This window comes from Paractinoplanes deccanensis (assembly GCF_016862115.1).
Lineage (GTDB): Bacteria > Actinomycetota > Actinomycetes > Mycobacteriales > Micromonosporaceae > Actinoplanes > Actinoplanes deccanensis.
In genome coordinates this window covers 19296-42672 of the sequence record NZ_BOMI01000094.1, presented here as the reverse complement: position 1 = coordinate 42672, position 23377 = coordinate 19296, and the positions used below count along the sequence as shown (strand labels likewise).

Annotated in this window: 19 protein-coding genes and 1 pseudogene; 15 read left to right on the top strand and 5 right to left on the bottom strand. The window is 70.6% G+C overall.

Annotated features, from left to right (window positions below):
- Positions 1-236 precede the first annotated feature (236 nt).
- The 14 genes and pseudogenes from rsgA (at position 237) to Ade02nite_RS24320 (ending at position 17727) form a co-directional block, all read left to right on the top strand.
- The gene (rsgA, locus tag Ade02nite_RS24385) at positions 237-1274 is read left to right on the top strand and encodes a ribosome small subunit-dependent GTPase A (RefSeq protein ID WP_203768279.1); all 1038 of its coding nucleotides are present in this window, start codon (positions 237-239) and stop codon (positions 1272-1274) included.
- Between the two features lie 81 nt (positions 1275-1355).
- Positions 1356-3134 (top strand): glycosyltransferase family protein, encoded by a 1779-nt coding sequence (locus Ade02nite_RS24380; RefSeq protein ID WP_203768276.1) that lies wholly within the window; start codon positions 1356-1358, stop codon positions 3132-3134.
- Between the two features lie 156 nt (positions 3135-3290).
- On the top strand, positions 3291-6278 hold the full coding sequence (gene uvrA / locus Ade02nite_RS24375; RefSeq protein WP_203768275.1) for an excinuclease ABC subunit UvrA: 2988 nt from the start codon (positions 3291-3293) through the stop codon (positions 6276-6278).
- Positions 6279-6550: 272 nt separating this feature from the next.
- A complete protein-coding gene (locus Ade02nite_RS24370; protein WP_203768273.1) occupies positions 6551-7075 on the top strand; it encodes a Rieske (2Fe-2S) protein in 525 nt (174 codons plus the stop codon).
- A gap of 93 nt (positions 7076-7168) precedes the next feature.
- Positions 7169-9298 (top strand): annotated as a pseudogene (uvrC, locus tag Ade02nite_RS24365) (excinuclease ABC subunit UvrC); the annotation flags it as partial.
- A gap of 474 nt (positions 9299-9772) precedes the next feature.
- Positions 9773-10678, top strand: coding sequence for an RNase adapter RapZ (rapZ, locus tag Ade02nite_RS24360; RefSeq protein ID WP_203768316.1), 906 nt, complete (start codon positions 9773-9775; stop codon positions 10676-10678).
- Between the two features lie 2 nt (positions 10679-10680).
- Entirely contained in the window at positions 10681-11667 is a 987-nt protein-coding gene (locus tag Ade02nite_RS24355; protein WP_203768263.1) for a gluconeogenesis factor YvcK family protein, read from the top strand.
- Positions 11668-11722: 55 nt separating this feature from the next.
- Positions 11723-12703 carry a DNA-binding protein WhiA gene (gene whiA, locus Ade02nite_RS24350; protein WP_130511592.1) on the top strand — a complete coding sequence of 327 codons (981 nt, stop codon included), beginning with the start codon at positions 11723-11725 and terminating at the stop codon, positions 12701-12703.
- Positions 12704-12817: 114 nt separating this feature from the next.
- The gene (locus tag Ade02nite_RS24345; RefSeq protein WP_203768256.1) at positions 12818-13597 is read left to right on the top strand and encodes a hypothetical protein; all 780 of its coding nucleotides are present in this window, start codon (positions 12818-12820) and stop codon (positions 13595-13597) included.
- Between the two features lie 326 nt (positions 13598-13923).
- Entirely contained in the window at positions 13924-14922 is a 999-nt protein-coding gene (gap, locus tag Ade02nite_RS24340) for a type I glyceraldehyde-3-phosphate dehydrogenase (protein ID WP_203768254.1), read from the top strand.
- A 6-nt stretch (positions 14923-14928) separates the two neighbouring features.
- Complete coding sequence (locus tag Ade02nite_RS24335) at positions 14929-16125, top strand: phosphoglycerate kinase (RefSeq protein WP_203768246.1); 1197 nt, start codon at positions 14929-14931, stop codon at positions 16123-16125.
- A gap of 28 nt (positions 16126-16153) precedes the next feature.
- Positions 16154-16918: a triose-phosphate isomerase gene (gene tpiA / locus Ade02nite_RS24330; RefSeq protein ID WP_203768314.1), complete on the top strand. Its 765-nt coding sequence runs from the start codon at positions 16154-16156 to the stop codon at positions 16916-16918.
- Between the two features lie 91 nt (positions 16919-17009).
- The gene (gene secG, locus Ade02nite_RS24325; protein ID WP_203768244.1) at positions 17010-17267 is read left to right on the top strand and encodes a preprotein translocase subunit SecG; all 258 of its coding nucleotides are present in this window, start codon (positions 17010-17012) and stop codon (positions 17265-17267) included.
- Between the two features lie 118 nt (positions 17268-17385).
- On the top strand, positions 17386-17727 hold the full coding sequence (locus Ade02nite_RS24320) for an RNA polymerase-binding protein RbpA (RefSeq protein ID WP_203768242.1): 342 nt from the start codon (positions 17386-17388) through the stop codon (positions 17725-17727).
- Positions 17728-17731: 4 nt separating this feature from the next.
- Here the strand turns inward: Ade02nite_RS24320 and Ade02nite_RS24315 are convergent, their stop codons facing one another.
- On the bottom strand, positions 17732-18331 hold the full coding sequence (locus Ade02nite_RS24315) for a GNAT family N-acetyltransferase (RefSeq protein WP_239169019.1): 600 nt from the start codon (positions 18329-18331) through the stop codon (positions 17732-17734).
- A 65-nt stretch (positions 18332-18396) separates the two neighbouring features.
- On the opposite strand from Ade02nite_RS24315, the gene Ade02nite_RS24310 reads away from it, so the two are divergent.
- Positions 18397-18804, top strand: a complete 408-nt coding sequence (locus Ade02nite_RS24310) for a VOC family protein (RefSeq protein ID WP_203768233.1) — start codon at positions 18397-18399, stop codon at positions 18802-18804.
- On the opposite strand, the gene pgl is transcribed toward Ade02nite_RS24310, so the two are convergent.
- From pgl to tal, 4 genes are all read right to left on the bottom strand, one after another.
- Positions 18801-19541, bottom strand: a complete 741-nt coding sequence (pgl, locus tag Ade02nite_RS24305; protein ID WP_203768231.1) for a 6-phosphogluconolactonase — start codon at positions 19539-19541, stop codon at positions 18801-18803. The two genes, Ade02nite_RS24310 and pgl, sit on opposite strands and share 4 nt — an antisense overlap.
- A gap of 67 nt (positions 19542-19608) precedes the next feature.
- Complete coding sequence (locus Ade02nite_RS24300) at positions 19609-20625, bottom strand: glucose-6-phosphate dehydrogenase assembly protein OpcA (RefSeq protein ID WP_203768229.1); 1017 nt, start codon at positions 20623-20625, stop codon at positions 19609-19611.
- Positions 20622-22139 (bottom strand): glucose-6-phosphate dehydrogenase, encoded by a 1518-nt coding sequence (zwf, locus tag Ade02nite_RS24295; RefSeq protein ID WP_203768312.1) that lies wholly within the window; start codon positions 22137-22139, stop codon positions 20622-20624. The genes Ade02nite_RS24300 and zwf overlap by 4 nt, the downstream gene beginning before the upstream one ends.
- A gap of 90 nt (positions 22140-22229) precedes the next feature.
- Positions 22230-23366: a transaldolase gene (tal, locus tag Ade02nite_RS24290; protein WP_203768223.1), complete on the bottom strand. Its 1137-nt coding sequence runs from the start codon at positions 23364-23366 to the stop codon at positions 22230-22232.
- Positions 23367-23377: the final 11 nt, after the last annotated feature.

Here is a 23377-nt window from a genome sequence, read left to right as displayed (position 1 = left end):
GGGCGAAGCGAGGGCCGGGACGGCATGGCGAAGGCAGCTGGGTCACGTGCAAAACCCTATCGGCACGGAATTCGCTTTCGCAGAGGTAGTCGCGACCGTACCGTCTGTGCAGACGCGCCGATCGAGCCCGCGGAGGAGGTGGGGAGCGTGCTGTTCGTCCTTGCGTCCCTTCACCCGGAGGCTCTCGCCTGACCGCCCACCGGCCAGGCAGGACTCCCGTCCCGTAAAGGGTTCCCATGTCGCACGACCTGTCCCGCCTCGGCTGGGACGAGACCTTCGCATCCGCCTACCGTCGTTTCGACCGTTCCGACGCCTCCGCCGGGCGTGTCCTGCGCGCCGATCGCGGCGTCTGCACGGTGCTCGACGCCACCGGCGTCACCCGGGCCAGCCTGGCCGGCGGTGTCCTTCTCACCGCGGCCGGCGACCCCTCGCGCCTGCCCTGCGCCGGCGACTGGGTGGTGCTGCGCCACTGGCCCGACCGCCGGGTCACGATCGAGGGTGTCCTGCCGCGGCGCACCACGCTCATCCGCCGCACCTCCGACAAGGACTCCACCGGCCAGGTCCTCGCGGCGAACATGGACACCGTCGCGGTCGTCGAGCCGATCCACCCCGAGCCGGACGACGCCCGCATCGAGCGCCTGCTGGCCCTGGCCTGGGAGTCCGGCGCCCAGCCCCTGCTCCTGCTCACCAAGAGCGACACGTCCGCCGATCCCGAGGCGGTCGCCCGGCAGCTCGCCGAGCTGGCCCCCGGCGTGCCGGTCCTGCCGATCAGCGTGCGACGTCACCACAACATCGATGCCGTACGCGAGCACGCGCGCCCCGGGCGCACGCTCGCGCTGCTGGGCCGTTCGGGCGCGGGCAAGTCCACGCTCGTCAACGCGCTGGCCGGCACGCCCGTGATGCCCGTGCAGCAGATCCGTGACGTGGACGGCAAGGGCCGGCACACGACGGCGTACCGCAATCTGGTCCTGCTGCCGAACGGCGGCGCCGTGCTGGACACGCCCGGCATCCGCGGGGTGGGCCTGCTCGACACCGCCGAGGGGCTCGACCGGGCGTTCGCCGACATCGCCGACATCGCCGCCCGATGCCGGTTCGACGACTGCCGCCACGACTCCGAGCCGGGCTGCGCGGTCGCCGTGGCGGTGGCCGGCGGGTCGCTCGCCCCGCGGCGGCTTGCTTCCTGGCGGAAGTTGCGGCACGAGATCGAGGTCGAATCGGCTCGTCAGACGGCCCGCCTAGCAGGCGCCGCGGGCAACCGGCGGCGGAGGCACTGAAGGGGAGTTGTCAGGGAGGGTTGCCTTCAGTCCGGTCAAGGGCGGTGGTGGGGCGGTTGGACGGGCTGTAACAATGCCCCGGTGCAGACGGTGGAAGAGGTGGTCGAGGAGCAATCGGCCGGGGCGCCGGTCCGCCGGCGGAGCCGGTCGGATGTGCTGGCGGCGCTGAGCTATCTGGCGCTGTCGGTGCTGGTGATGATCCGGCTCTGGCTCGACCCGAACGGCCGCGTGCTCGCCGGCAACAAGGACGACCACAACGTCTTCCTCTTCATGCTCGCGCACGGCGAACGGGTGATCTTCCACGGCGACAGCCCGTTCTACTCCGGCCGGCTCAACGTGCCCGACGGTGTGAACATGATGGCCAACACCTCGGTGCTGGTCCTCAGCCTGCCGCTCGCCCCGGTCTCGCATTTCCTCGGCGTGGGCTTCTCCGTCGCGCTGCTGATCACGCTGGGCCTGGCCGGCACGGCCTTCGCCTGGTATTTCGTGCTCTCCCGCCACCTGGTGACCAGCCGGGTGGCGGCGTGGATCGGCGGCCTGTGGTGCGGCTTCGCGCCCGCGATGATCTCGCACGCGAACGGCCACGTGAACTTCGTCAGCCTGTACGTGGTGCCGTTCATCGTCCTTCAGGTGCTGCGGCTGCGCGAGCCGGGCCGGGTGGTGCGCGGCGGGGTGATCCTCGGCCTGCTCATCGTGGTCCAGGTCTTCATCAACGAGGAGGCGCTGCTGTTCACCGCGCTGGCGCTGGGCGTCTTCGTCGTCGCGTACGGCGTGATGGCCTGGAGTCGCGCCAAGCGTGAGGCGCCGCAGGTGGTCAAGGGTCTCGGCGTCGCGGCCCTGCTGTCGGGCACGCTGCTGGCCTATCCGCTGTGGTATCAGTTCTTCGCGCCCGGCAACTACCACGGCCAGCCGTTCGAGCCGGACAAATACGCCACCGACCTGGCGTCGCTGGGCTTCTTCGCGCGGCAGTCGCTGGCCGGCTACGCGGCGCTGACCCGCGAGATGAGCGTCAGCGCCACCGAGGACAACACGTTCTTCGGGCCGATCGGCCTCGTCATGATCATCGTGTCGGTGGTGGTGCTGTGGCGCTCGGTCGCGGCCCGCGCGGCGGCGATCTCCGCGTTCGTGCTGCTGGTCGTCTCGATGGGCCCCGAGCTGGTGGTCTTCGGGCACCGCACCGGCGTTCCGCTGCCGTTCGGCCTGATCAGCCACGTGCCGGTCATCGACCTGGTGAGCGTGACCCGGTTCGCGATGGTGCCCGCGACGATCGCGGGCGTGCTGCTGGCGCTGGCCACCGACCGGTCGCGCGCCTTCGCGCCGAAGCGGAGGCGGCTGTTCCAGGTGGGCCTGGTGCTCGCCCTGGTGCCGCTGTTCCCCAAGCCGGTGCCGGTCATCGAGGGCGACCCGATGCCGCCGTTTCTCACCCAGGGCATCTGGCGGCAGTACGTGACCGGCAACCGCACGCTGGTGACGGTCCCGCTGCCCGAGGTCACCACCGGGCGCACCGGCATGCGCTGGGCGACGTTGTCGCACCTCGACTACCCGACGCCGCGCGGCTACTTCATGGGCCCGGTCAACCCGCCCACCGACAACACCGGCTCGTGGAACGCGCCCCGCCGCTTCACCTCCGACCTGCTCTACCAGGTGCGCGAGTACGGCATCAGGCCGCAGCTCACGGCGGCCGACCGGGCGCGCATCACCGAGGACCTGATCTTCTGGCGGGCGGCCGTGGTCGTCCTCGTGCCGAACAGCCGCAACGGCGACGACCTGGAGGCGACGCTCACCGACGCGTTGGGCGCGCCACAGCTCATCGGCGGCGTCGAGGTCTGGGACGTACGCTATTTGGCGGTTCCCTCCTGAGGGTGAACCCATCCGTGGGTGAACTGCGGGAATGTGCGCCATCTGGCAAGCGCTGCACCTTCTCGGGCCGTCGGCGGCGAAAACTTGTCGTACCCCGCCGTTAGAGTGGCCCGCGGCTCTTGCTGCAATCAAACACCTGTACGGAGAGGCTGGCTGGTGGCCGACCGTTTGACTATTCGAGGCGCGCGCGAACACAACCTGCGCGACGTCAGTCTTGACCTGCCCCGCGACGCGATGATCGTCTTCACCGGTCTGTCCGGGTCCGGCAAGTCCAGCCTCGCGTTCGACACGATCTTCGCCGAGGGGCAGCGACGCTACGTCGAGTCGCTCTCGTCGTACGCGAGGCAGTTCCTCGGGCAGATGGACAAGCCCGACGTCGACTTCATCGAGGGCCTGTCCCCGGCGGTGTCGATCGACCAGAAGTCCACGTCGCGCAACCCGCGCTCGACCGTCGGCACCATCACCGAGGTCTACGACTACCTGCGCCTGCTCTACGCGCGCACGGGCATCCCGCACTGCCCGGTCTGCGGCGAGCGGATCAGCAAGCAGACCCCGCAGCAGATCGTCGATCGGGTCCTCGCCATGGACGAGGGCACCCGGTTCATGGTGCTCGCGCCGGTCATCCGCGGCCGTAAGGGCGAATACGTCGACCTGTTCGCCGAGCTCCAGGCCAAGGGCTACGCGCGCGCCCGGGTCGACGGCGTGGTCCACCCGCTGACCGAGCCGCCGAAGCTCAAGAAGCAGGAGAAGCACACCATCGAGGTGGTCGTCGACCGCCTGAGCGTCAAGGCGAGCAGCAAGCAGCGCCTCACCGACTCCATCGAGTCGGCGCTGGGCCTGGCCAACGGCATCGTGCTGCTCGACTTCGTCGACCTCCCCGAGGACGACCCGCAGCGCGAGCGGCGGTTCTCCGAGCACCTGGCCTGCCCCAACGACCACCCGCTGGCGATCGAGGACCTCGAGCCCCGGGTCTTCTCGTTCAACGCGCCCTACGGCGCCTGCCCCGAGTGCACCGGCATCGGCACCAAGAAGGAGGTCGACCCGGAGCTGCTCGTCCCCGACGAGGAGCGCAGCATCCGCGAGGGCGCGATCCAGCCGTGGTCCGGCGGCCAGACCCAGGAATACTTCCTGCGCCTGCTCGAGGCGCTGGCCGACAGCGAGAAGTTCAGCGTCGACACGCCGTGGCGCCAGCTGCCCTCCCGGGCGCAAAAGACGATCCTGTACGGCTCGGAGGACCAGGTCCACGTCCGCTACCGCAACAAGTACGGCCGTGAGCGCTCCTACTACACCGGCTTCGAGGGCGTGGTGCAGTGGATCGAGCGGCGGCACAACGACACCGAGAGCGACTGGTCCCGCGACAAGTACGAGGGCTACATGCGCGACGTGCCGTGCCCGGTCTGCGGCGGCGCGCGGCTCAAGCCCGAGGTGCTGGCCGTGACCATCGCCGGCAAGAGCATCGCCGAGGTCTGCAACCTGTCCATCGGTGACTGCGCCGAGCTGCTGGCCGGCCTCGAGCTCGACGACCGGCAAAAGATGATCGCCGAGCGGGTCCTCAAGGAGATCAACGCCCGGCTGCGCTTCCTGGTCGACGTCGGCCTGGAGTACCTGTCGCTCGACCGCGGCGCCGGCACCCTGTCCGGCGGCGAGGCGCAGCGCATCCGGCTCGCCACCCAGATCGGCTCCGGCCTGGTCGGCGTGCTCTACGTTCTCGACGAGCCGTCGATCGGCCTGCACCAGCGCGACAACCACCGGCTCATCGAGACCCTGGTGCGGCTGCGCGACCTGGGCAACACGCTGATCGTGGTGGAGCACGACGAGGACACGATCCGGACGGCCGACTGGATCGTCGACATCGGCCCCGGCGCCGGCGAGCACGGCGGCCAGATCGTGCACAGCGGCTCGGTCGAGGGCCTGCTCAAGAACAAGAACTCGCCGACCGGCGCCTACCTGTCGGGCCGCAAGTCGATCCCGACGCCGGCCGGCCGCCGCCCGCAGGTGCCGGGCCGCGAGCTGGTCGTGCACGGCGCCCGCGAGCACAACCTGCGCAACCTGACGGTGAGCTTCCCGCTCGGGCAGTTCATCGCGGTCACCGGTGTGAGCGGCTCGGGCAAGTCGACCCTGGTCAACGACATCCTGTACACGGTGCTCGCCAACCAGATCAACGGCGCGCGCATGGTGCCCGGCCGGCACACGCGCATCACCGGCCTGGAAAACGTCGACAAGGTCGTCGGCGTCGACCAGTCGCCGATCGGGCGCACCCCGCGCTCCAACCCGGCGACCTACACGGGCGTGTTCGACAACATCCGCAAGCTGTTCGCCGAGACGACCGAGGCCAAGGTGCGCGGCTACGGCCCGGGCCGGTTCTCGTTCAACGTCAAGGGCGGCCGCTGCGAGAACTGCTCCGGCGACGGCACCATCAAGATCGAGATGAACTTCCTGCCGGACGTCTACGTCCCCTGCGAGGTGTGCAAGGGCGCGCGGTACAACCGGGAGACGCTCGAGGTGCACTACAAGGGCAAGACGATCTCCGAGGTGCTGGAGATGCCGATCGAGGAGGCCGCGGAGTTCTTCCAGCCGATCCCGGCGATCCACCGGCACCTCAAGACGCTGGTCGACGTCGGCCTGGGCTACGTGCGGCTCGGCCAGCCGGCGCCGACCCTGTCGGGCGGTGAGGCCCAGCGCGTCAAGCTCGCCTCCGAGCTCCAGAAGCGCTCCACCGGCAAGACGGTCTACGTGCTCGACGAGCCGACCACCGGCCTGCACTTCGAGGACATCCGCAAGCTGCTGATGGTCCTCAACGGCCTGGTCGACAAGGGCAACACGGTGATCACGATCGAGCACAACCTCGACGTGATCAAGACGGCCGACTGGCTGATCGACATGGGTCCCGAGGGCGGCAGCAAGGGCGGCCTGGTGCTCGCCACCGGCACACCCGAGGAGCTGGCCGAGGTGGGCGAGAGCCACACGGGACAGTTCCTGCGGCACATGCTGGGCCTCGAGGGCGAGGCCGCGGGAGCCGCCGAGGCCACCGCCCGCGCGGCCAAGGCCAACGGGGTCAAGGCCAACGGCGCCAAGGCCAACGGCGCCAAGACCGCGGGCGCGCGGACCAGGGCCCCGCGGTCGCGGGCCAAGGCGGTCGTCTGATCGTCACTGGGTGAGCTGATCGTCGCTGGGCGAGCGTCCAGCAACGTCACAGGTGACTCATAGCTACCACGCCCGGTCGGGACCCTAGTCTCGACCGGGCGTCGTCGCGCCCGTCAAAGGTGGACAACGGCACCGGGCAAACAGGCACAAAGACGGATGAGACCGGCGGACAATTTCGCCGATAGCCTGAACCCGAGGCGGCCGCGACAGCGTATGTAGAGGCGACGCCGCGTGACCCACTCATGCGGAACCAGGCACTGGAGGACAACAACATGACAGACGTGCAGACCAGGACCGACGCCGAGCTCACCGACGAGCCGAACCGTCCCGGTACGGCGTCGACCCGCCGTGTCGTCCTTCTCGGCGCGGGTGGGCTGGGCGCCGCCTGCGTGCTCGCCGCCTGCGGCACGGGCACCACGAGCACCAACAGCAACGGCAGCGACTTCTCCGACAACCCCGCCCCCGCCGGCAGCGCCGGTGCCGACTCGGACGGCACCGGCAACACGGCCACCGGTGGCTCGGCGCTGGCGCTCGCCGCGGACGTGCCCGAGGGCGGCGGCATCATCAAGGGCGAGTACGTGATCACCCAGCCGGTGGCCGGGACGTACAAGGCGTTCAGCAAGGTCTGCACGCACGCCGGCTGCGACGTCAACAAGGTGGACGCCGGCGAGATCTCCTGCCCCTGCCACAACAGCAAGTTCTCGATCGAGACCGGCCAGCCCACCTCCGGGCCGGCGACCAAGGCCCTCCCCGAGACCAAGGTCAAAAAGGACGGCGACAACATCGTCGCGGCCTGACCCGGCTTTTCCGGCCGGAGGCCCGGGCCGTGGCGGCGGCGCCGGACCTCCGGTCGGGTAATCATGTCAGTCCCCCGCACTAGTGTTGAGACCGTGCCAGACCCCTCCAGCTATCGCCCGGCGCCCGGGACGATCCCCGAGTCGCCCGGCGTCTACCGTTTCCGCGACCCGGCCGGCCGCGTCATCTACGTGGGCAAGGCCAAGAACCTGCGGAACAGGCTCAACTCCTACTTCGCCGACACCTGGTCGCTGCACGCCCGCACGCAGCAGATGGTCACCACGGCGGCCAGTGTGGACTGGGTCACGGTCGGCACGGAGGTCGAGGCTCTCCAGCTCGAGTTCAGCTGGATCAAGGAGTTCGACCCGCGCTTCAACGTCAAGTACCGCGACGACAAGTCCTACCCGTTCCTCGCCGTCACGCTCAACGAGGAATACCCGCGCCTGCAGGTGATGCGCGGCGCCAAGCGCAAGGGCGTGCGCTACTTCGGGCCCTATTCACACGCGTGGGCGATCCGCGAGACGCTCGACCTGCTGCTGCGGGTGTTCCCGGCGCGCACCTGCTCGTCCGGCGTCTTCAAGCGCGCCGGCCAGATCGGCCGCCCCTGCCTGCTCGGCTACATCGGCAAGTGCTCGGCGCCGTGCGTCGGCTCGGTCAGCGCCGACGAGCACCGCGCGATCGTCGACGACTTCTGCGACTTCATGGCCGGGCGCACCGACACGTTCGTCAAGCGGCTCGAGCGCGAGATGATGCAGGCCTCCGAGGAGCTCGAGTTCGAGCGGGCGGCCCGGCTGCGCGACGACATCGCCGCCCTGCGCCGCGCGATGGAGAAGCAGACGGTGGTGCTCGGCGACGGCACCGACGCCGACGTGGTCGCCTTCGCCGAGGACCCGCTCGAGGCGGCGGTCCAGGTCTTCCACGTGCGTGACGGGCGGGTGCGCGGCCAGCGCGGCTGGGTCGTCGAAAAGGTCGAGGACCTCACCACCGGCGACCTGGTGCACCACTTCTGCAGCCAGATGTACGGCGGCTCCGAGGGTGAGAACGACGTCCCGCGTGAGCTGCTGGTGCCGGCGCTGCCCGACGACGCCGCCGCGCTGGAGAACTGGCTCTCCGAGCACCGCGGCAGCCGGGTGTCGATGCGGGTGCCGCAGCGCGGCGACAAGAGGGCGCTGCTCGAGACGGTCGCGCGCAACGCGGGCGAGTCGCTCCAGCGCCACAAGCTGCGCCGCGCCGGCGACCTGACCACGCGCAGCAAGGCGCTCGACGAGATCGCCGAGGCGCTGGGGCTCGACTCGGCGCCGCTGCGCATCGAGTGCTTCGACGTGTCCCAGATCCAGGGCACCGACGTGGTGGCCTCGATGGTGGTCTTCGAGGACGGCCTGCCCCGCAAGAGCGAATACCGGCGGTTCGCGGTCCGCGGCAACCCCGACGGCAGCGGCACCGACGACCTGTCGGCGATGAGCGAGGTCATGCGGCGGCGGTTCGCGCGCTTCCGAGCGCAGCCGGGGGCGGAGGGGCCGCTCGACCAGCCGTCGGCCGACCCCGGGTCGGGCGACCTCGATCCGCCCGCCGAGCCCGGCCAGTCCTGGCTGTCCACCGCGCCGGGTGAGCCTGCCACGTCCGGCCGGCCTGCCACGTCCGGCCGGCCGGCCGCGCTCGGTCAGACCGCCGTGTCGGGCCGGGCTGCCGACTTCGCCGAGTCCGGCGGGCCGGCTGAGCTCGGCCAGCCGGCTGACCTTGACGTGCCCACCAACGATCTTCCCGGCATCGATCCGCTGACGGGCAAGCCGCGGCGCTTCGCCTATCCGCCGCAGCTGGTCGTCGTCGACGGTGGGCAGCCGCAGGTGCAGGCGGTGGCGGCGGTCTTCGCCGACCTGGGCATCACCGACGTGGCGCTCTGCGGGCTCGCGAAGCGCCTCGAGGAGGTGTGGCTGCCGGGCGACGACTTCCCGGTGATCCTGCCGCGCACGTCCGAGGCGCTCTACCTGCTCCAGCGGGTCCGCGACGAGGCGCACCGGTTCGCGATCACGTTCCACCGGCAGCGGCGCTCCAAGCGGATGACGGCGTCGGCGCTCGACAACATCCCGGGGCTGGGGGAGACGCGGCGCAAGGCGCTGCTGCGGCACTTCGGGTCGCTCAAGCGGCTCTCCGCGGCCACCCCCGAGGAGATCTGCGAGGTGCCGGGCATCGGGCGGCGCACGGCCGAGGCGGTGCTGGCGGCCTTGATCCCGCCGTCCTCCACGGGTGAGGCGGCAGCGCAAGACACCGCTTCCCCGGACGCCGCTTCCGCGGACGCCGCTTCCCCGGACGCCGCTTCCGCGGACACCGTTTCCCCGGACACCGATTCTTCGGACGCCGCGTCGCCGGATGCCGCTTCTTCGGGCGTCGCTTCCTCGGGCGCGGCCGATTCCGGGGCGGCAGGCGCCGAGGCGCCGGAGCCGGGGGCGATCCCGCCGGGCGGCGCGGGGCGGGCACGGGCGCGCAGCGGCCGGGTCAACGCGGGCTCGAACAGGTCGCACGTGACACCGACCTGACGGCCACCCGGAACGAGGAGCGCGAGCCGATTGTTGTAACGACTGGTCCGGGACACCGGATCGGGTAGACGACAGCCGTCCGGGCGGTTGGCCCCGGCGGCTTCGGCCTAGGATGTTGTGTCCGCCGCAGCGGGCACGGACGCGGGAGGCGTGGTGACGGAGTCGATGCCGGAGTACGTGGCGGACTCTGATGTGATTGACCCCGACGAGGTGACGACCGATCTGGTCATCGTCACCGGGGTGTCCGGCGGCGGGCGCAGCACGGTGGCCCGGGCGCTGGAAAATGTCGGCTTCTACGTCGTCGACAACCTGCCCCAGGCACTCATGCTCGACATGGCCCAGCTGGCGCTCCAGGCCGGCGGCGCCGCCCGGCGCACGGCCATGGTGCTCGACGTGCGCAGCCGCGCCTTCTCCACCGACCTGACCGGGGCGGTGCACGCCCTGCGCGAGCGCGGCTTCTCGCCGCGCGTGGTCTTCGTCGACGCCGAGGACGACGTGCTGATCCGGCGGTTCGAGTCGGTGCGCCGCTCTCACCCGCTGCAGGGCGACGGCCGCCTCGCCGACGGCATCGCCGCCGAGCGCAAGCTGCTCGCCGAGGCCCGCGAGCAGGCCGACGTGATCATCGATACCAGCCACCTCAACGTCAACCAGCTCCGCCGCCGGGTCGAGGAGCTGTTCGGCGGCGAGGACGTGCGCCGGCTGCGCATCACCGTGCTGTCCTTCGGCTTCAAGTACGGGCTGCCCCCGGACGCCGACTACGTGATGGACGCCCGGTTCCTGCCCAACCCGTTCTGGGTGCCGGCCCTGCGCGACCACACCGGCCTCGAGGACGCGGTGAGCACGTACGTCCTCGACCAGGAGGGCGCGAACGACTTCGTGAAGACGTACGCGTCGCTGATCGCCGCGACCGCGCCCGGCTTCGAGCGCGAGGGCAAGCGCTACCTGACCGTCGCGGTCGGCTGCACCGGCGGCAAGCACCGCAGCGTCGCCATCACCGAGGAGCTCACCGCCCAGCTGCGCGACATGCGGCTCTCGGCCCACTCGTCCCACCGCGACCTGGGGCGGGAGTAGGCATGGCCGGCCGGCCCCTCAGGGTGGTCGCGTTCGGCGGCGGGCACGGTCTCAGCGCCTCCCTGCGCGCCCTGCGCCGGGCGTCCGACGAGATCGATCTTGACATCACCGCGATCGTCACGGTGGGCGACGACGGCGGCTCCAGCGGCCGCCTGCTGACCGAGCGGGACGCGTTGCTGCCCCCGGGCGACCTGCGGCAGGCGCTGGCGGCGCTGGCCGACGACGATCCGGTCACCCAGCGCACCGCCCGGGTCCTGCAATATCGCTTCGCCGAGATCCCGGCGGGCGGCGAGGGCCCCGATCCGCTGGTCGGGCACCCGGTGGGCAACCTGCTGCTGCTCGGGCTCATGGAGATGCTCGGCGACCCGGTGCAGGCGCTCGACCACGCGGCCGCGATGGTCGGCGCGCGCGGGCGGGTGCTGCCGATGGCCCGGCACGCGATCGGCATCGAGGCGGAGGTGCGCGGCGCCGACCCCGATCGGCCGGGGGCGGTGGTCACCGTGCGCGGTCAGCACGCGGTCGCGGTGACCTGCGGTCACGTCGAGGCCGTACGCATCGAGCCCGCCGACCCGCCCGTCTGCGAGCCCGCGGTCGAGGCGATCGGCGCGGCCGACTGGCTCATCTTCGGACCCGGCAGCTGGTACACGAGCGTGCTGCCGCATCTGATGGTGCCCCGGCTCGCCAAGGCGATCATGAACAGCCCCGCACGGCGACTGGTGACGCTCAACCTGGCGGCCGACAACGAGACGCTCGGGCTCTCGGTGGCCGACCACCTGGCCGCCCTGCACTGGTACCTGCCGGGGCTGCGCGTCGACGCGGTGGTGGCCGACGGCAAGTGGGTGGGCGAGCCCGAGCCCGTACGGCTGGCCGCCGAGGCCCTGGGCGCCCGGCTGATTCTGGCACCCGTGGCCGTTGCGGGCGGCAGCCCCAGGCATGATCCTGAGTCGTTGGGCGTTGCTCTGGTGCCAGTATTGGGCGCCGCTCGTTAAGCACAGGCAATACGGCTCTTAATGGTAGAAATCCGGCGCATGAGGTGACAACACGATGGCGATGACGGCAGCGGTCAAGGACGAGCTGAGCCGGGTCGACGTGCCCAAGCCCTGCTGCCGTCGGGCGGAGATGGCGGCCCTGCTGCGGTTCGCCGGCGGCCTGCACATCGTTTCCGGCCGGGTGGTGGTCGAGGCCGAGCTCGACACCGGCGCGGTGGCGCGGCGGCTGCGGCGCGAGATCGCGGACGTGTACGGCTACCCGAGCGAGGTGCACGTGCTCGCCTCGGGCGGCCTGCGCAAGGGCAGCCACTACATCGTCCGCATCGTCAAGGACGGTGAGGCGCTGGCCCGCCAGACCGGCCTGCTCGACGTGCGCGGGCGCCCAGTGCGCGGCCTCCCGCCGCACGTGGTCTCGGCGAACGTCTGCTGCGCGGTGGCCGCCTGGCGCGGCGCCTTCATGGCGCACGGCTCGCTGACCGAGCCGGGCCGCTCCAGCGCCCTGGAGATCACCTGCCCGGGGCCGGAGGCGGCCCTGGCGCTGCGCGGCGCCGCCCGCCGCATCGGCATCACGGCCAAGGAGCGCGAGGTGCGCGGCGTCGACCGCGTCGTCATCAAGGACGGCGACGCCATCGCGGCCCTGCTGACCCGCATCGGCGCGCACGCGAGCGTGCTGGCGTGGGAGGAGCGCCGGGTCCGCCGCGAGGTGCGCGCCACGGCCAACCGCCTGGCCAACTTCGACGACGCCAACCTGCGCCGCTCGGCCCGCGCCGCGGTGGCCGCGGCCGCCCGGGTCACCCGCGCGCTGGAGATTCTCGCCGACGAGGCCCCCAACCACCTCACCTCGGCGGGCCGCCTGCGCCTGGAGCACCGCCAGGCGTCGCTGGAGGAGCTGGGCGCCCTGGCCGACCCGCCGCTGACCAAGGATGCGATCGCCGGCCGTATAAGGCGTCTGCTCGCCCTCGCCGACAAGCGCGCCCGTGACCTGGGCATCCCCGACACCGAGGCCGCCGTCACGCCGGAGATGATGGCCTGCTGACCTAGCTCCTTGACAAGGTGCTCCTTGTCAAGTGATCGTCTTCGCGCCATCCGGATTTTCGGCAGCGTTTCAACCCTTACCGCGAGGGTCGTGGACCCGGAAGACTCTCCGCCCATGAGAGGCAACGAAGCCCTCGCGCAGAGGGTGACAGCAGTAGAAAAAGAGCAAGTAAAACTGCGGCAGGGTATTGCGGAGGTGAGGATCTTGGCAGCGGGTGCGAGCCATGACGCAGCCGACTATCGGGCGGCGCTGCAAGGGCACAAGGCTTCGCTCGAGTCGCTGCGAGTGACGCAGCTAGAGCAGTCCGCCGCTCTGCGCCGGCTGGCCGAGACGCAGGAGCAGCACTTCGCCGAGCTGGGGGCAACCCAGGTCGAGCAGTTCACCCAGTTGCACGCGATCTCGAGCCAGCTCTCGGGGCTCTCCGGCGAGGTGCAGGGGCTCTCCGGCGAGGTGAAAGGGCTCTCCGCCGAGGTGCAGCGGCAAGGCGGCCAGTTGGAGAGCGTGTCCACCGAGGTGCAGCGGCACACCGGCCAGTTGGAGGGCCTGTCCGCCGAGGTGCAGCGGCACACCGGCCAGTTGGAGAGCCTGTCTGGTCAGATGCAGAGCCTGTCCACCGAGGTGCAGCGACACACCGGCCAGTTGGAGAGCCTGTCTGGTCAGATGCAGAGCCTGTCCACCGAGGTGGAGCGGATGCGGACGACGCAGCTCGAGCAGCATGCGGAGTTGCAGAAGCTGGGGGAGAACGAGCTCCGGCACTGGACCGAGTTGCAGGAGCTGCGACGCACCCAGCTGAGGCACCAGGCCGACCTCAGGCAGGACATCACGAAGATCGTTCGACTGCTGGAGGGGCGGCCCGGGGATCCCGGAGCCGACCGGCCCGATCCGGTGAACTGACGGGTAGCGAGCGAAGGGCCGCCCGGGCGGGGCGGTCCTTCGCCGTTTCCGCTTTCCATGGGAAGAAGCGCAGGTTAACGGTGGAGCTTAATAACGGTTAGGTCGCGCCCCCTGCGAGAGGCTTCCGGAGGGCTCGGATAGTGTCTTAGCCGACGGCGACGGTGCCGGCAGCTCGGCCGACCGCGCTGTGCGCCGCCCGTCAGTCGCGGCGCCTCCTCCTGCTGGCGCGGCGGCCGGACGCCCCTTTGCCGGCCCGGCTCACGGTCGGCAACGCAGACCCTCCGCCGGTCGCAAAATCCGGCGGACCGAAACGAGGAGATCCACCTGTGACCATCCGGGTTGGCATCAACGGCTTCGGCCGTATCGGCCGCAACTTCTTCCGGGCGGCTCTCGCCTCGGGCGCGGACATCGAGATCGTCGGCGTGAACGACCTGACCGACAACGCGACGCTGGCGCACCTGCTCAAGTACGACTCGATCCTGGGCCGTCTGCCGCAGGAGGTGAAGGCGACCTCCGACGAGATCACCGTCGGTGGCAAGACCTTCAAGGCGTTCGCCGAGCGCGACCCGAACAACCTGCCCTGGGGCGACCTGGGCGCCGACGTCGTCATCGAGTCGACCGGCTTCTTCACCGACGCCACCAAGGCCAAGGCGCACGTCGACAAGGGCGCCAAGAAGGTCATCATCTCGGCCCCGGCCAAGAACGAAGACATCACCATCGTCATGGGCGTCAACGACAACCTGTACGACGGCGCGCAGCACACGATCATCTCGAACGCGTCCTGCACCACCAACTGCCTCGCCCCGATGGCGAAGGTCCTGAACGACACCATCGGCATCGAGCGTGGCCTCATGACCACGATCCACGCCTACACCCAGGACCAGAACCTGCAGGACGGCCCGCACAAGGACCTGCGCCGCGCCCGCGCCGCCGCCCTCAACGTGGTGCCGACCTCGACCGGTGCCGCCAAGGCCGTCAGCCTGGTGCTGCCGGAGCTCAAGGGCAAGCTCGACGGCTTCGCGATGCGCGTGCCGATCCCGACCGGCTCGGCCACCGACCTCACCTTCCAGGCGTCCAAGGACACCTCGGTCGAGGAGGTCAACGCCGCGATCAAGGCCGCCGCCGACGGCGCGCTCAAGGGCATCCTCACCTACACCGAGGACGAGATCGTCTCCTCGGACATCGTCACCGACCCGGCCTCCTGCATCTTCGACGCCGGCCTCACCAAGGTCATCGGCAACCAGGTCAAGGTCGTCGGCTGGTACGACAACGAGTGGGGCTACTCGAACCGCCTCGTCGACCTGGTCAAGCTCGTCGGGGCCTGATCTCACGTGAAGACTCTCGACGACCTGCTCGGCGAGGGTGTCTCGGGTCGGCGCGTGCTCGTGCGCGCCGACCTGAACGTGCCCTTCGACAAGAACAACCCTGGCGTCATCAGCGACGACGGCCGCGCCCGCGCGGTGCTGCCGACGCTGGTCGCGCTGCGTGACGCGGGCGCCCGCGTCATCGTCGTCTCGCACCTGGGCCGCCCCAAGGGCGCCCCGGACCCGAAGTACACGCTGGCGCCGGTCGCCGCCCGCCTCGGCGAGCTGCTCGGCGCGCCGGTGGCCTTCGCGGCCGACACCGTCGGCGACGACGCGGCCGCCAAGGTGGAGGCGCTCCAGGACGGCCAGGTGCTGCTGCTGGAGAACCTGCGCTTCAACGCGGGCGAGACCTCGAAGGACGACGCCGAGCGCGCCGCCTTCGCGGCCCAGCTGGCCTCGTTCGCCGACTACTACGTCGACGACGCGTTCGGCGCCGTGCACCGCAAGCACGCCTCGGTCTACGACGTGCCGGCGGTCCTGCCGCACTACGCGGGCGGCCTGGTGCTGCGCGAGGTCGAGGTGCTCAAGAAGGTCACCGAGAGCCCCGAGCAGCCGTACGTGGTGGTTCTCGGCGGCTCGAAGGTCTCCGACAAGCTCGCCGTGATCAAGGCGCTGCTGCCGAAGGTCGACAAGCTGCTCGTCGGCGGCGGCATGTGCTTCACCTTCCTCAAGGCCCAGGGGCACGAGGTCGGCAAGTCGCTGCTCGAGGAGGACATGGTCGCGACCTGCCGTGACCTGCTCTCCGAGGCGCAGGGCCGGATCGTGCTGCCGGTCGACGTCGTCGCGGCCACCGAGTTCTCGGCGGACGCCGGCCACGTGACCGTCGACGCGTCGGAGATCCCGGCCGACCGCCTCGGTCTCGACATCGGCCCCAAGTCGGTCGCGCTCTTCGCTCAGGCCGTCGGGTCCGCGAAGACCGTGTTCTGGAACGGCCCGATGGGCGTCTTCGAGCTGGCGCCGTTCGCGGCCGGCACCCGGGGCGTGGCCGAGGCCATCACCAAGATCGACGGTTTCTCGGTCGTCGGCGGCGGCGACTCGGCCGCGGCCGTGCGCACGCTCGGCCTGGACGAGAGCGCCTTCGGGCACATCTCGACCGGTGGCGGCGCCTCCCTGGAGTACCTGGAGGGCAAGACCCTGCCCGGCATCGAAGCGCTGGAGAAGTGACGTGACCACGGAAGGTCGCCGGCCGCTCATGGCCGGAAACTGGAAGATGAACCTCAATCACTTCGAGGCGAACCTTCTGGTGCAGAAGCTGGCCGCGAGCCTGAGCGAGCAGCAGCTCACCGACGTCGAGGTGGCGGTCCTGCCGCCGTTCACCGACCTGCGCACCGTGCAGACCGCGGTCGACGGCGACAAGCTGCTCATCAAGTACGGCGCGCAGGACATCTCGCGGCACAAGTCCGGCGCGTACACCGGTGAGATCGCCGGCTCGATGCTGGAGAAGCTGGGCTGCACGTACGTGCTGGCCGGTCACTCCGAGCGCCGCGAGTACCACGACGAGACCGACGAGCTGGTCAACGCGAAGGTGAAGGCGGCCTTCGCGAGCGGCCTCACGCCGATCCTCTGCGTGGGTGAGGGCCTCGACATCCGCGAGGCGAACGCGCACTGCCCGCACTGCGTCGACCAGCTGGACGCGGGCCTGGCCGGGCTCAAGCCCGAGCAGGTCAAGCAGATCGTCATCGCGTACGAGCCGGTCTGGGCGATCGGCACCGGCAAGACGGCGACGCCCGAGGACGCGCAGGAGGTCTGCGGCGCGCTGCGGGCCCGGCTCGTCGAGAAGTACGGCGCCGAGATCGGCAACGAGGTGCGGATCCTCTACGGCGGCTCGGTGAAGGCGGCGAACATCGCGGCCATCATGGCGCAGCCCGACGTGGACGGTGCGCTGGTCGGCGGCGCGAGCCTCGACGCCGAGGAGTTCGCCTCCATCGCGCGGTTTCGGGAGCACGTAGCCCGCTGAGAAGTTCCCTGTGTGCCCGGGCGCCCCTGGTGTCCGGGCACACGCTATTGTTGGACCGCTGCTGTGCCCTTCGAGAGGAAACGAACCGACCATGCCGATGTGGTTCGCGTACACGTTGATCGTGTTGCTGGTGATCACCAGCATTCTGCTGACCCTGCTGATCCTGCTGCACCGCGGCAAGGGCGGCGGCATGTCGAGCATGTTCGGCGGCGGTGTCACCTCCAGCCTCGCCGGCTCCTCGGTGGCCGAGAAGAACCTCGACCGTTACACCGTGCTCGTGGGTGTCGTCTGGTTCGCCTGCATCGTCGGCCTGGGCCTTTGGCTCCGTCTGGCCCTTCCTGGCAGTTAAATGCCAGGCACGCTTCCTGACGGAGCGTAATAGTCGTAGAATCTGCCGCGCGTCCGGTTCTGCCGGGCGCGCGGCGTTTGTTTTGGTATGTTTCGCCCTCTCGACAGGAGTGACGTCCGTGTCCAGTGGCAGCGCGATCCGTGGCAGCCGAATCGGCTCGTCCCCGATGCGCCCCGACGAACGCAGTGAGCCGGCCCCGCGGCGGGAGGTGATCTACCACTGCTCCACCGGGCACACCAGCCGCATTCTCTTCGCGGCCGAGGCGTCCGCGCCCGAGACGTGGGACTGCCCGCGCTGCGGCCAGCCCGCCGGCCTCGACGGGCAGAACCCCCCCGGGCGGCTCCGCTCGGAGCCGTACAAGTCGCATCTCGCGTACGTCAAGGAGCGGCGCAGCGACGAGGACGCCGCCAAGATCCTCGAGGAGGCGCTGGCCAAGGTGCGCCAGCGCCGCGGCGAGTGAGCCGTCAGACGGTCGTCGAGCGGCCCAGGTAGGTCACGTTCTCCGCGCCGGGCACGGTGAGCTCGGTGAACCCCAGCCGGTCGTAGAAGACGCGCGCCCCGGCGTTGGCCGGGTTCATCCCCAGATGGACCCGGGCCACGCCGGCCTCGCGCAGGTTGTCGAGGAAGGCCGTGATCAGGCCGCGGCCGAAGCCCTTGCCCTGCCACTCCGGCAGCAGGTCGATGTGCAGGTGGGCGGGGTAGTCGGCGAGCTCCGGCACCAGCATGCGCTCCGGGTTGCGGTGCAGGCCGAGCCACATCTGGTCGCGGGGGTCGTCGCCGTAGCGGCCCTCGGTCGCCGGCAGCCACTCCTCGCGGTAGCGCTTCACGAAGTCGGCGGTGTCCTTCGTGCCGAGCACGTAGCCGACCGCGGTGCCCTCGCCGTCGTCGAGCACGTACGCCCTCTCCGGCTCCAGCACGACGTACGGCGCGGCGAAGATGTCGCCGACCAGCCGGTCGGAGCTGTTCTGCCCGCGGGCGTCGCCACCGGCGTCGGCGGTACGCACGCAGATGTCGTAGACGGAGTCGAGGTCGCTGGGCCGGTAGGCGCGGATCTTTGGTTGCACGCTGGGCAGTCTATGATTTGCCAGCTCCATGGCTCGAGCCACGTCCGCGATGCCACCATGTGCCGATGAACTGGACCCTCGAAGTGGTGGTGGTCCCGGTCGCCGACGTCGATCGGGCGAAGAAGTTCTACGCCGAGCAGCTCGGCTTCCACGTCGACCACGACACCGAGATCGACCAGGACGTCCGCATCGTGCAGCTGACGCCGCCCGGCAGCGGCTGCTCGATCGTCATCGGCAGGGGAGCGGTGCCCGACATGGCACCCGGCTCGCTGAAGGGGCTCCAGCTGGTCGTGCCCGACATCGAGGCCGCGCACGCCGAGCTGGCCGAGCGCGGCGTCGAGGTGAGCGACGTCCAGGTGGTGGGCGCCAACCCGCGGCCGGCACCGCACCCTCTGGACAACGTCGGGTTCGTCTTCTTCGACGACCCGGACGGCAACAGCTGGGCCGTCCAGCAGATCTCGTCGCGCGCCTAGCTGCGGGCGGCCACGTTCGCGGCGGCGGCCTTGTCGAGCAGCCAGTAGGTCTTCGAGGCGCCGGTGGCGTGCGCGGCCGGCAGGAGCTTGTCGCCGTTGAGCGCCTTGCCCACCGACTCGGTCTTGTCCGGGCCGGCGGCGATCAGCCACACCTCGTCGGCGCTCTGGATCGTCGGCATCGTCAGGGTGATCCGGTTCGGCGGCGGCTTCGGGCTGTTGTGCACCGCCGCGGTCGTGCCGGTCTCGTTCAGCACGGGGTGCTCGGGGAAGAGCGACGCCACGTGTCCGTCCTCGCCGACGCCGAGCATGAGCACGTCGAACGGTGGCACGTCGGCTCCGCCCAGCCGCAGCTCGGCCGCGTACCGCGCGGCGGCGGCCTCGGCGTCGTCGCCGTCGGGACCGTCGGAGGCGGGCATGGCGTGCACCCGGGCCGGGTCGAGCGGCAGCGCGTCGAGCAGGGCGGCACGCGCCTGGGTCTCGTTGCGGTCGGCGTCCCCGGCGGGCAGGAACCGCTCGTCGCCCCACCACAGGTCCACGTGCGACCAGTCGATCGCCGCGGCGGCCGGCAGGTCCTTCAGGGTGTGCAGCACCTTGCCGGCGATGCGGCCGCCGGTCAGCACCACGCTCGCCGTGCCGCGCTCCGCCTGCGCATCCACGATCTTGGCGACGAGCCGGGACGCCACCGTCGCCGCGAGGATGTCGGCGTCGGGCACTACCACGACCAAGGTCTTGCTCACGGTCTCTCCTGTCAAAGGCTGTGGGCCGTCCCCGAGAACGGAGGACGGCCCACGGATCTGTCGAAAACTACGCGGCCGAGCCGCCGGGGCCTGCCATGGCGCCGGCGTCGGACTCCGCCTTGGCGGCGAGCGCCGGGTCCTTCCACACGTGCACGCGCATCGGCGGCTTGTGGTCGAGCCCGGTCACGCCGGCCATCGCGCCGAGCGCGTCGGCGTAGATCTGGTCGGCGTCCAGGCGGCGCAGCTCCTCGGCCAGCTCGTCGCCGACCGGCCGCTTGGGCAGCGGCATGTAGCGGTCCTCCTGGCCGGTCCGGCTGAACAGCGCGGTGTTCTCCTCGCGGGTCACCGTCACCTGGTCGCCGTTCTCGCACTGGAGCGACACCGAGTGCATCCGCGGGGAGCGGTCGGTGTGCTGCAGCGTCGGGTGGATGCCGAGCCGCGACTGGAGCCAGCCGCGCATCAGCGCGGCGGTGGGGTCGGTCTCCGGCGCCGTGATGGTCGCGCCGACGACGCGCGCCTCGGTGGTGTCGAAGGCGCCCGCGACCAGGGTGCGCCACAGGGTGATGCGGGTCCAGGTCAGGTCGGTGTCGCCGGGCGCGTAGTCGAGCGCCCGCTGGCGCAGGGCCGCCACCGGGTCGGCCGCCTGCGCGCAGTCGGTGATCCGGCGGTCGGCGACGACGCCGAGGAAGTCGTTCGCGATGACGTCCGGCGGCTCCTGGTGCCACCAGGTGACGACCGGGACGTCCGGGGCGAGCAGCGGCATGACCACCGACTCGGCGTGCAGCGCGAGACGGCCGTACATGCGCATGACGACGGCCTCGGCGGGACCGAGACGGCCACCCACGACGATCTCGGCGTCGAGGCGGCTGCGGCCCTCCAGATCGGAGCGGACCACGATGAGCAGCCGGCACGGGTGCGCGGCGGCGGCAATCGTGGCGGCGGCCTCGGCCTCGCGGACCTTCTTCTCCTCCACGACGGCGACCAGCGTCAGGGCGAGGCCCGACGCGACGCCGCCGGCGCTGCGCCGCTCGGCGGCGAGCGCCTTGACCACCTCGTTGCCGGTGGTGTCCCAAAGACCGATCATGCTCGCCTCCACGCGCGGCCCTCGCGGGCCAGCATCTCGTCGGCTGCCCGCGGCCCCCACTCACCGGAGCGGTACGGCTCCGGCTTGGTGCCCGCCCAGGCGGCCTCCAGCGGGTCGATGACCTGCCAGCTCTGCTCGATCTCGGCGGCGTCCGGGAACAGGGTCCGGTCGCCGACCAGCACGTCCAGCACGAGACGCTCGTACGCCTCGGGGCTGGACTCGGTGAACGCCTCGCCGTACTGGAAGTCCATCGCGATGTCGCGGACCTCCATCGTGGTGCCCGGCACCTTGGAGCCGAACTTGAGCACCACGCCCTCGTCCGGCTGGACGCGGATGACGAGCTGGTTGTTGCCGAGCATCTCGACGTCGGCCGGGTCGAACGGCAGGTGCGGCGCGCGCTTGAACATGATCGCGATCTCGGTGACCCGGCGCGGCATGCGCTTGCCGACCCGTACGTAGAACGGCACGCCCGCCCAGCGCCTGTTCTGGATGCCCAGGCGGACGGCCACGTACGTCTCCGTCGTGGAGTTCGCCGGGATGTTCTTCTCCTCCAGGTAGCCGACGGCGCGCTCACCGGCGACCCAGCCCGGGAGGTACTGGCCGCGCACGGAGCCCTGGGAGATGTCCTTCGGGATGCTGATGGCCTTGAGGACCTTCAGCTTCTCGGCGCGGATGTCGTTGGGGTCGAAGCTCGTCGGCTCCTCCATGCCCACCAGGGCGAGGAGCTGGAGCAGGTGGTTCTGGAGCACGTCGCGCGCGGCGCCGGACGCGTCGTAGAACGCGGCGCGGGTGCCGATGCCGACGTCCTCGGCCATCGTGATCTGCACCGAGTCGACGTACTTGGAGTTCCACACCGGCTCGAACAGGCTGTTCGCGAAGCGGAGGGCCAGGATGTTCTGGACCGTCTCCTTGCCGAGGTAGTGGTCGATCCGGTAGACGTCGCTCGGGGTGAAGACCTCGTCGACGAGCTGGTTGAGCGCGATGGCGCTCTGCAGGTCGCTGCCGAAGGGCTTCTCCACGACGACCCGGCGCCAGCCGCCCGACTTCGCGTTGTCGGCCATGCCGGTGCGCGCCAGCTGGTTGAGCACCAGGGGGAAGGCGGCCGGCGGGATGGAGAAGTAGAAGGCGGCGTTACCCGGGATGCCGTTGCGCTCGCGGAGCTCGTCGAGGGTCTCGGCGAGGTGGTCGAACGCGGCGTCGTCGTCGAACGAGCCGGGCACGAACTGGAACTGGCTCGCCAGCCGCTGCCACACGTCCTCGCGCCACGGGGTCCGGGCGCCCTTCTTCGCCGCTTCGTACGCCAGCGACTCGAAGTCGCCGTCACCCCAGTCGCGGCGGGCGAAGCCCAGGACCACGAAACCGGGCGGCAGCAGACCGCGGTTGGCCAGGTCGTAGACGGCCGGGATGAGCTTCTTTCTAGACAGGTCACCGGTGACTCCGAAGATCACCAGAGCGCAGGGCTCCGGGATCCGGGGAAGCCTGCGGTCCTGTGCGGTACGCAGCGGATTGCCCACGTGATCCATCCTGCCAGTTTTCGGTGTCGTGCAGGTGTCTTAGCAGGTACAGCGTGAGGGGACCCACCGCTGTGGTGGGTCCCCGCACGATCAGGCTGCGTCGCTCGGGCTCTTCGAGCCGGAGGCGGCCGCCTTCAGCGACTTGTCGACGCCCTCGAGCAGCTCCTTCCAGCTCTGCTCGAACTTGTCGACGCCCTCGGTCTCGAGGACCTTGACGACGTCGTCGAAGTCGACGCCGGCGGCCTTGAGGTCGGCGAAGACCTTGCGGGCCGCGTCGTACTGCCCCGAGATGGTGTTGCCGCGGGTCTCACCGTGGTCGGCGAACGCCTTGATCACGGACTCGGGCATCGTGTTCACCGTGCCGGGAGCGATCAGCTCCTCGACGTAGATGGTGTCCTTGTACTCCGGGTTCTTGGTGGAGGTCGACGCCCACAGCGGACGCTGCGGCTGGGCGCCGGCGGCGGCGAGGGCCTTCCAGCGGTCGCCGCCGAAGACCTCCTCGTACGCCTCGTACGCCAGCTGGGCGTTCGCGATGGCGGCCTTGCCCTTGAGGGCCTTGGCCTCGTCGCTGCCGATCTTGTCGAGGCGCTTGTCGACCTCGGTGTCCACGCGGGAGACGAAGAACGACGCCACCGAGCCGATCTTGCTCAGGTCGTGCCCGTTCGCCTTGGCCTGCTCGATGCCGGCGAGGAACGCGTCCATGACCGCGCGGTAGCGCTCGAGCGAGAAGATCAGGGTCACGTTGACGCTGATGCCCTCGGCGAGCGTGGCGGTGATCGCCGGCAGGCCCGCGAGGGTCGCCGGGATCTTGATGAACAGGTTCTCGCGGTCGACCAGCCACCACAGGGTCTTGGCCTCGGCGACCGTGCTCTCGGTCTCGTGCGCCTTGCGCGGGTCGACCTCGATGGACACGCGGCCGTCGACACCGTTGGAGGCGTCGTACGCCGGGCGCTCCACGTCGCACGCGTCACGCACGTCGCGGGCCGTCATCAGCCGTACGGCCTCCTCGACGGTGACCCGCTGCGCGGCCAGGTCCTTGAGCTGCTCGTCGTACGCGTCGGCGTCCGAGAGCGCCTTCTGGAAGATGCTCGGGTTGGTGGTCACACCGACCACGTGCTCGTCGGTGAGCATCTTCTTCAGCGAGCCGGTGGTCAGCCGGGGACGGGAGAGGTCGTCGAGCCACACCGCCACACCCTGGGCGGAGAGCTCTGCCAGCCTGTCTGCCATAACAACTACTC

Bases quoted from the DNA above. Each gene is read 5' to 3' on its own strand.
- rsgA (WP_203768279.1), top strand. From the start codon at position 237: ATGTCGCACGACCTGTCCCGCCTCGGCTGGGACGAGACCTTCGCATCC.
- Ade02nite_RS24370 (WP_203768273.1), top strand. From the start codon at position 6,551: ATGACAGACGTGCAGACCAGGACCGACGCCGAGCTCACCGACGAGCCG.
- rapZ (WP_203768316.1), top strand. From the start codon at position 9,773: ATGCCGGAGTACGTGGCGGACTCTGATGTGATTGACCCCGACGAGGTG.
- Ade02nite_RS24355 (WP_203768263.1), top strand. From the start codon at position 10,681: ATGGCCGGCCGGCCCCTCAGGGTGGTCGCGTTCGGCGGCGGGCACGGT.
- whiA (WP_130511592.1), top strand. From the start codon at position 11,723: ATGGCGATGACGGCAGCGGTCAAGGACGAGCTGAGCCGGGTCGACGTG.
- Ade02nite_RS24345 (WP_203768256.1), top strand. From the start codon at position 12,818: ATGAGAGGCAACGAAGCCCTCGCGCAGAGGGTGACAGCAGTAGAAAAA.
- tpiA (WP_203768314.1), top strand. From the start codon at position 16,154: ATGGCCGGAAACTGGAAGATGAACCTCAATCACTTCGAGGCGAACCTT.
- secG (WP_203768244.1), top strand. From the start codon at position 17,010: ATGCCGATGTGGTTCGCGTACACGTTGATCGTGTTGCTGGTGATCACC.
- Ade02nite_RS24310 (WP_203768233.1), top strand. From the start codon at position 18,397: ATGAACTGGACCCTCGAAGTGGTGGTGGTCCCGGTCGCCGACGTCGAT.
- Ade02nite_RS24300 (WP_203768229.1), bottom strand. From the start codon at position 20,625: ATGATCGGTCTTTGGGACACCACCGGCAACGAGGTGGTCAAGGCGCTC.
- tal (WP_203768223.1), bottom strand. From the start codon at position 23,366: ATGGCAGACAGGCTGGCAGAGCTCTCCGCCCAGGGTGTGGCGGTGTGG.